This is a genomic window from Amycolatopsis sp. NPDC059021, assembly GCF_042739895.1.
In the GTDB taxonomy this organism is placed as follows: domain Bacteria; phylum Actinomycetota; class Actinomycetes; order Mycobacteriales; family Pseudonocardiaceae; genus Amycolatopsis.
This window is the reverse complement of sequence record NZ_JBHYIQ010000031.1, coordinates 80,238-86,433: the sequence shown is the minus strand read 5'-3', so window position 1 is coordinate 86,433 and position 6,196 is coordinate 80,238. Positions and strand designations below refer to the sequence as shown.

General features: G+C 72.5%; 4 protein-coding genes. All 4 read right to left on the bottom strand.

Annotated features, from left to right (window positions below; all coding sequences use genetic code 11):
- Nucleotides 1–126 precede the first annotated feature (126 nt).
- The 4 genes from ACFWX1_RS20090 to ACFWX1_RS20075 all read right to left on the bottom strand — a co-directional run bounded on the left by ACFWX1_RS20090 (nucleotide 127) and on the right by ACFWX1_RS20075 (nucleotide 5,824).
- Nucleotides 127–552 (bottom strand): nucleoside deaminase, encoded by a 426-nt coding sequence (locus ACFWX1_RS20090; protein WP_378389351.1) that lies wholly within the window; start codon nucleotides 550–552, stop codon nucleotides 127–129.
- A 39-nt stretch (nucleotides 553–591) separates the two neighbouring features.
- Entirely contained in the window at nucleotides 592–1,161 is a 570-nt protein-coding gene (locus ACFWX1_RS20085) for a hypothetical protein (protein ID WP_378389350.1), read from the bottom strand.
- A gap of 96 nt (nucleotides 1,162–1,257) precedes the next feature.
- A complete protein-coding gene (locus tag ACFWX1_RS20080; protein WP_378389348.1) occupies nucleotides 1,258–5,319 on the bottom strand; it encodes an amino acid adenylation domain-containing protein in 4,062 nt (1,353 codons plus the stop codon).
- Nucleotides 5,303–5,824, bottom strand: a complete 522-nt coding sequence (locus ACFWX1_RS20075; RefSeq protein ID WP_378389346.1) for an SET domain-containing protein-lysine N-methyltransferase — start codon at nucleotides 5,822–5,824, stop codon at nucleotides 5,303–5,305. Before ACFWX1_RS20075 ends, ACFWX1_RS20080 begins: the two co-directional genes overlap by 17 nt.
- Nucleotides 5,825–6,196 lie beyond the last annotated feature (372 nt).

Here is a 6,196-nt window from a genome sequence, read left to right as displayed (position 1 = left end):
TTCTGTCCCCCGCCTCTGCTTTTTTGGTTTTGTCGTTCCTCGTCCCCCACATCCCCGCCGCCCGCCCCCCCCCCCGCCCCCCGGGGGGGGGGGGGCCCCCCCCCCCGCCGCCCCCCCCACCACCGTTCACCGGTAGTACCCCTCCACGGGAACCCTGGCCTCGTCGTACAGGGCCGGGCCTTCGTGCGGCACCGGGGAAAACCCGCCCGACGGCTTGAGCGCGGTGACCTGCTCCGTGGACAGCGCGAACACCACCCGGCCGAGGCCGGAGCGTTCGATCGCGCCGACGCACATGCCGCACGGCTGGCAGCTGGTGTACATCGTGGTGGCCGCCGCGTCCGCCGGGCCGAGTTCCCGCGCCGCCCAGCGGGCCAGCTTCAATTCGGGGTGCGCGGTGATGTCGGCGTCGGTGACCGAGGTGTTGCGTTCCTCGGCGAGGACGGCGCCGTCCGGGCCGACGAGCAGGGAGCCGAACGGCGGGTTCCCGCGCCTGCGTGCCGTCGCGGCCAGCTCGATCGCCGCGCGCAGAAAACGTTCGTCCTCGGAGGTCATCGAATCAGCTTAACCGGGCCGCAGCCGAAGGCACGAGAATCAGCGGCGCGGCCATTCGCTGTATTCCCGGCGCATCGAGCTGATCACCGAGCTCATGTACTCGCCGAACGGGTCGGCGGCGGGCGGGGCCGCGGGCTTGCGCCCGCCGTTCTGCTCGGCGCGGCCGGTCGGCTCGACCGGCGGCGGGGGTGCCTCGGTGCCGTTGAGCTGGGCCGCGGCTGTCGTGGGCGCCGACGAGGCGCTCAGCGTCGCCATCCCGCTGTCCGAGACGGACGTCGGGGGCGGCGTCGAGGAGGACGACGTGGCGGGCGGCGCCGGTTTCGCACCGGCCTCCGGCACGTCACCGGGCGAGAGCAGGACCACGCCCACCCCGGCGAGGACCACGAAGGCCCCGGCGCCGAGCGCGAACTTCAGCGCCCAGGCGGGCCTGCCGCGGTCCGGCGGCTCGTCCCCCGAGTCCCCGAAGTCCCCGGAGCCCGGTGAGGACACGGCGAATCCGGGCGGCACGGTGTCGTCCGTGATCCGGGGCATCGGACGGGTCTCCGACCGATCCAGCAGTTCGGCGACCGTGGGCAGCTCACCGGCGTCACGGGGGGCCGGGTTGGCCATCAGCAAGACCTCCACACGCCGGCACGCGAACGATCCGGCGTCCGGCCGGGCAAATCCTACGAACCCCGCGGAATCTTGTAAATACGCAACGCACAGTCACCAACCGCGGCCGGGCCGCCGGTGCGCGGGGATCCCCAGCGCATGACGGCCGTAGCGCAGCGGCGTGAAATCGTCCTGCTTGCGGGTGGGCACCCCCTCGTACCGCAGGCCGGGCAGCAGCACCTCGTGCTTCATCACGACGCTGTGCGCGGCGACAGTGGTGCGCGTGCCGATCTCCGCGCCGTACAAGGGAACCGTGGCCGCGGCGAGCGTCGAGTGGGCGCCGACCACGATCCGGTCGATCTTGAGGACGCGGTCCTCGAACGTGTGTGCCTGGAACATGGCGTTCACCGTCGCGCCTTCCCCGATGTCCAGCATGTCCGGGTCGACGATCTGGGCGAACCCGTCGCCGAGCACCACCCGCTTGCCGATCTTCATCCCGGTGCGCCGCAGGAACAGCGGCAGCAGCAACGTGCCCTCCAGCTGGGAGATCGTCCCGGCGCCGATCCGGCTCCAGGCCACGTAAAGGAAATCCCAGCGGCTGCACCAGCACGACCAGAGCGCGTGCGTGCCGGGCCGGACCTTCCCCAGCAGTGTCCACTTGAGACAGAGCACCAGCAGCATCGGGAGCAGCGCGGCCGCCGTGGTGATCACCACCACGCCAGCCACGTAGAACAGCCACGCGGGGAGCACGCGGGCGGCGGCGCCCACCGCCCAGAACCACGCGACGCCGATCGCCATCGGAACCACCGGGAGGGTGAACCGCAACCACTCCCAGAACAGCCGGTCGACGTACCGGATCGCTGACGGCTCATAGGTCGTCTTCCGGTCGCTCGCCACGATTTCCCGGCGGGGCAGCTCGAACGGCGGATGACCGAACCACGAGCTGCCCGGCCGGATCACGCGCTCGTCGGCCACCGTGCAGACCCCGATCAGGATGCCCGGCGGCAGCGTCTGCCCGCCGCGGATCACCGCGTGGTTGCCGACGAAGGTGTCCGGTGAGATCCGCACCCGCCCGAGCGCCACGGTTCCCCGCTGGACGCGGGCGCCGCCGAGGTAGATCCCGTCGGCGAAGAAGGTGTCCTTCCCGATCTCGACGAGTTCCGGGACGACGTCGATGATCGTGCTGATCTCGCAGCCGCGCCCCACCTTCATCCCGGCCCAGCGCAGCCAGACCGGCCAGTACAGCCCGCCGGAAAGCCAGTTGCCCGCCGAGGAGACCAGCCCGGTCTTCAGCCAGACCCGGAGGTAGCCGGGGCTCCAGCGGCTGATCGTGCCCGCGCGGATCCGCCCGAGCAGCCGCGCGGCGAGTGCTTCGAGCATCAGGGTGCCGACGAGCGTCAGACAGGCCAGGACCGCCGCCGTGCCCAGCAACGGCAGGAACGCCTGCGGCGTCGTCAGCACCACGAGCAGCCGGTCGTAGGTGGTGACGTCGAAGGCCAGGATCAGCGCGATCGCCGACGCCGTCGCGGGGAGGGCGAACAGCCAGTCCAGCAGCGTCCGGCACGCGATCATCGCGAGGCCGTGCACCACCGGGGACAGATAGCTGCCGCGGATGATCGGCGTCGGTGGCGGAGGGGTCGCGGCGACGGGCTTCGCGGGGACGCCGTCCCAGTACTGGCCGTCAGGAATGGCTCCACCGCTGGGAAGTGACGACAGCGGAGCGAGCCAGGCGTTGGTGCCGACGCGCGTGTGCGGGCCGACCCCGGCGCGGACGTCCAGCACCGCGCCGTGCCCGATCGAAACCGGGCCGACCACGAGGTTCCCGTCATCGAACTGCACCAGCCGCACCGCCGCGTCCTGGCTCAGCGTGACGTCGTCGCCGATGTCGAGCAGATCCCAGCCACCGCGGGCGAGGTCGACGCCGCGGTGGAGGTGCACCCGCCTGCCGATCCGCGCGCCGAGTGCCCGCAGTGCCATGCACTGGAACTCCGTCCCGGCGATCGCCCGCCACGGGATCGCCCGTACCGCGTGCCGCACGATCCACTGGCGCAGCGCGAACCCGCCCCACGCCGGTGCCCGCAGTGGCCGGTAGCGGCCGATGAGAATCCTCTTGACCCGTACCGCGAACAGCACCGCCAGCGGGGTCGCCAGCAGCCGCAGCGGGAAGAACAGCAGCGGCACCGCGAGCACCAGCGTCGCCAGGTCGAACGTGCCCGCCAGCCACGGGACGAGCCGGAACACCACGAGAAAGCCGGCCGGCGCCAGCGCGGCCAGTTCGGCGAGCAGCAGCAGCGTCTGGACCACGGTCACGCCGATCGGCCGCCCCGGTTTCGCGGGCACCGGGAACCGGGTGGTCATCGGATCGCTCACCGGCGGCGGGGCGGCACGCCGGGCCAGCCCGGCGATCGTCCGCGTCTCGTACAGGTCCCGCACCGTGAGCGTCTCGGTGCGGGAATCCTTGCGCAGCAAGGAAATCACCAGGGCCGCCTGGAGCGAGCTGCCGCCGAGGCCGGTGAAGAAGTCGGCATCGGCCGATACTCCCGGCAAGGAGAACACCTCCGCGACGGCCTGCGCGATCAGGGCCTCGACCGGATCGGACGGGGCCACCCGCTCGGCGGCCGGACGGGCCGCGGTGGCGATCACCGGCAGCAGGTCGCGGCGGAGCTTGTCGCTGGTGCCGCGCGGCAGCCGGTCGATCCTGGCGAACAGCGTCGGCACCATGTACGCCGGAAGTTCCTTGCCCACCCGCGCTTTCAGGCCCTCGACGTCGAGCGCGGCGTCCGGGTCGGTGAGCACGACGTGTGCCGCGATGACTTGCCCCGCGCCTTCGCCCTGCACCCGGCAGGCCGCCCCGGCCACCCCGGGGCAGCGGGACAAGCAGGTCTCGATCGCCTCCAGTTCGACGCGGTAGCCGCGCAGTTTGGCCTGCGAGTCGATGCGCCCGTGGTAGAAGAGCGTCCCATCGGCTTCGGCGTGGACGAGGTCGCCGGTCCGGTAGACGCGGCCGAGCGCGGGGTGGTCCGGGAACTTCCGGGCGGTCAGGTCCGCGTTGCGGTAGTAACCCAGCGCGAGACCGGGGCCGGACATGCACAGCTCGCCCTTTTCGCCGCGGGCGACCGGATCGAGCTGCTCGTCGAGCACCCACGCCCGCATTCCCGGCACCGGGCGGCCGACGGCGATCGGCGCGCCGGGCCGGATTTCCTGCCACAGGCAGGTGACCGTGCATTCGGTGGGCCCGTAGCCGTTCATCATCCGCCGTCCGCGCGCCCATTTCTCCGCGACGTCCTCCGGCAGCGCCTCGCCCCCGACGTAGACGAGACGCAGTTCCGGTAGTTCCGTTTCGGGGTCCTGGCAGCCGGTCGCCCGCAGCAGCGTCGGCGTCGGCGCCAGCACGGTGATGCGCTCGCGCCGCAACCACGGCACGAGGTCCGGGCCGAGCCGCGCGGTGCTGTCGTCGACGACCACGACGGTGCCGCCCGAGGCCAGCGCGAGCCAGATCTCCTCGACCGAGGAGTCGTAGGCCGCCGAGGAGCCCTGCGCGACCCGGTCGCCGGGGCCGAGCCCGAACTCGGCGAGATCGGCTTCGACGAGGTTGACGATGCCGCGATGCGGGATCATCACGCCCTTCGGCCGGCCGGTGGTGCCCGAGGTGTAGATGATGTAGGCGAGGTCCTCCGGCGCGGGTGGCGCGGCGACCGGCCAGCCCGTGGTGTCGAGCTTCCGGTCGACCCGCAGCACCGCGCCGCGGTAGCCGATGCGCTCGGCCCGTTCCGCCCCGGCGGCGTCGGTGACCAGGATCGCGGCCTCGGAATCGGCGAGCACATGGGCAAGCTGGTCGTCCGGAAAGGCGGGATCGACGCAGAAGTACGCCGATCCGGCCTTGAGCACGGCCAGCTGGGTCAGGTACAGGTGTTCCGACGTCCGGGGCAGCAGGACCGCGACGACGCAGCTGTGCGGGACGGCGCGGCGCAGGATCCGCGCGGCGGCCCCGGCCTTGCTCCGGGCTTCGGCATAGGTGAGCAGGCACCGGTCCGCGCGGTCCGCCGAGGGCGGGATGTCCACGGCGACCGCGTCGGGCCAGCGGCTCGCGGCGCGTTCGAAGTACTCGTACAGCGAAGTCGGCCGGCCCGCGTCGTCGTCGATCGCACCACGCAGCGGCTCAATGTCCAACGACATGACGGTCATCCAGCTCGCTGTCGAGTACGGACAGCAGATGGCCGGCCAGCCGCGGCCGCAGCCGCTCCCGCTCGGCGGCGGGCAGGAACCGGAAGCCGCGGATCTGCTCCTGGCAGTTCGGCGCCCCGCACCGGCAGGCGAACGGCTCCACCATCTCGTATTCGGTGGTGTTGTAGTCGAAGGTGATCTCCTGCCACGGCTCGATCGCGCGGACGCTGAACACCTTCCGGCCGCGGATCTCCACCGTGGGCTCGCAGCTGTGGTTCATGAACCGCCACGAGAACAGGTCCTGCACCTCGTCGTTCCCGCAGTCCGGCGGTACGTCGATGTGCTCGCCCGCGCCGACCTGGACGGTGTAGCGGGTGGGCGTGCCGGTCACTTCACCGCCGATGGTGAAGAGACAGGTGCCCGCCGCTACCGGCTGGGTCACCACGAGCCGGTATTCGCCGGCTTCGCGCACCACCCCGACCAGCCGGGAAATGCCGGCACACCACCGTTCACCCATTGCACAACCTCCCACCGGAAAGCGAACGCGGGCACGCCGGTCCGCGACCGCCCGCCATCGGGCGAGGGCCTGCGATCGTGCCGCATCCGTGAACACGACCCGTGGTCCTCCGGGGTTCAACCGGGCGGGCGTGGAAACCGGGAGAACGTCTCAGCGTCCTCTCAGCGCTCCCGTGGGGCTCCTGGTCAGGGCCGGAAAAGCGGGGGACCGACCGCACAACGAACACCGCGGGGGGGGGGGGGGGGGGGCGGGGGGCGGGGGGGGGGCGCGGGGGGGGGGGGGGCGCGGGGGGGGGGGGGGGGGGTGTGGGGGGGGGGGGGGGGGGTGGGGGGGGGGGGGGGGGGGGGGGGGTGGGGGGGGGTGGGGGGGGGT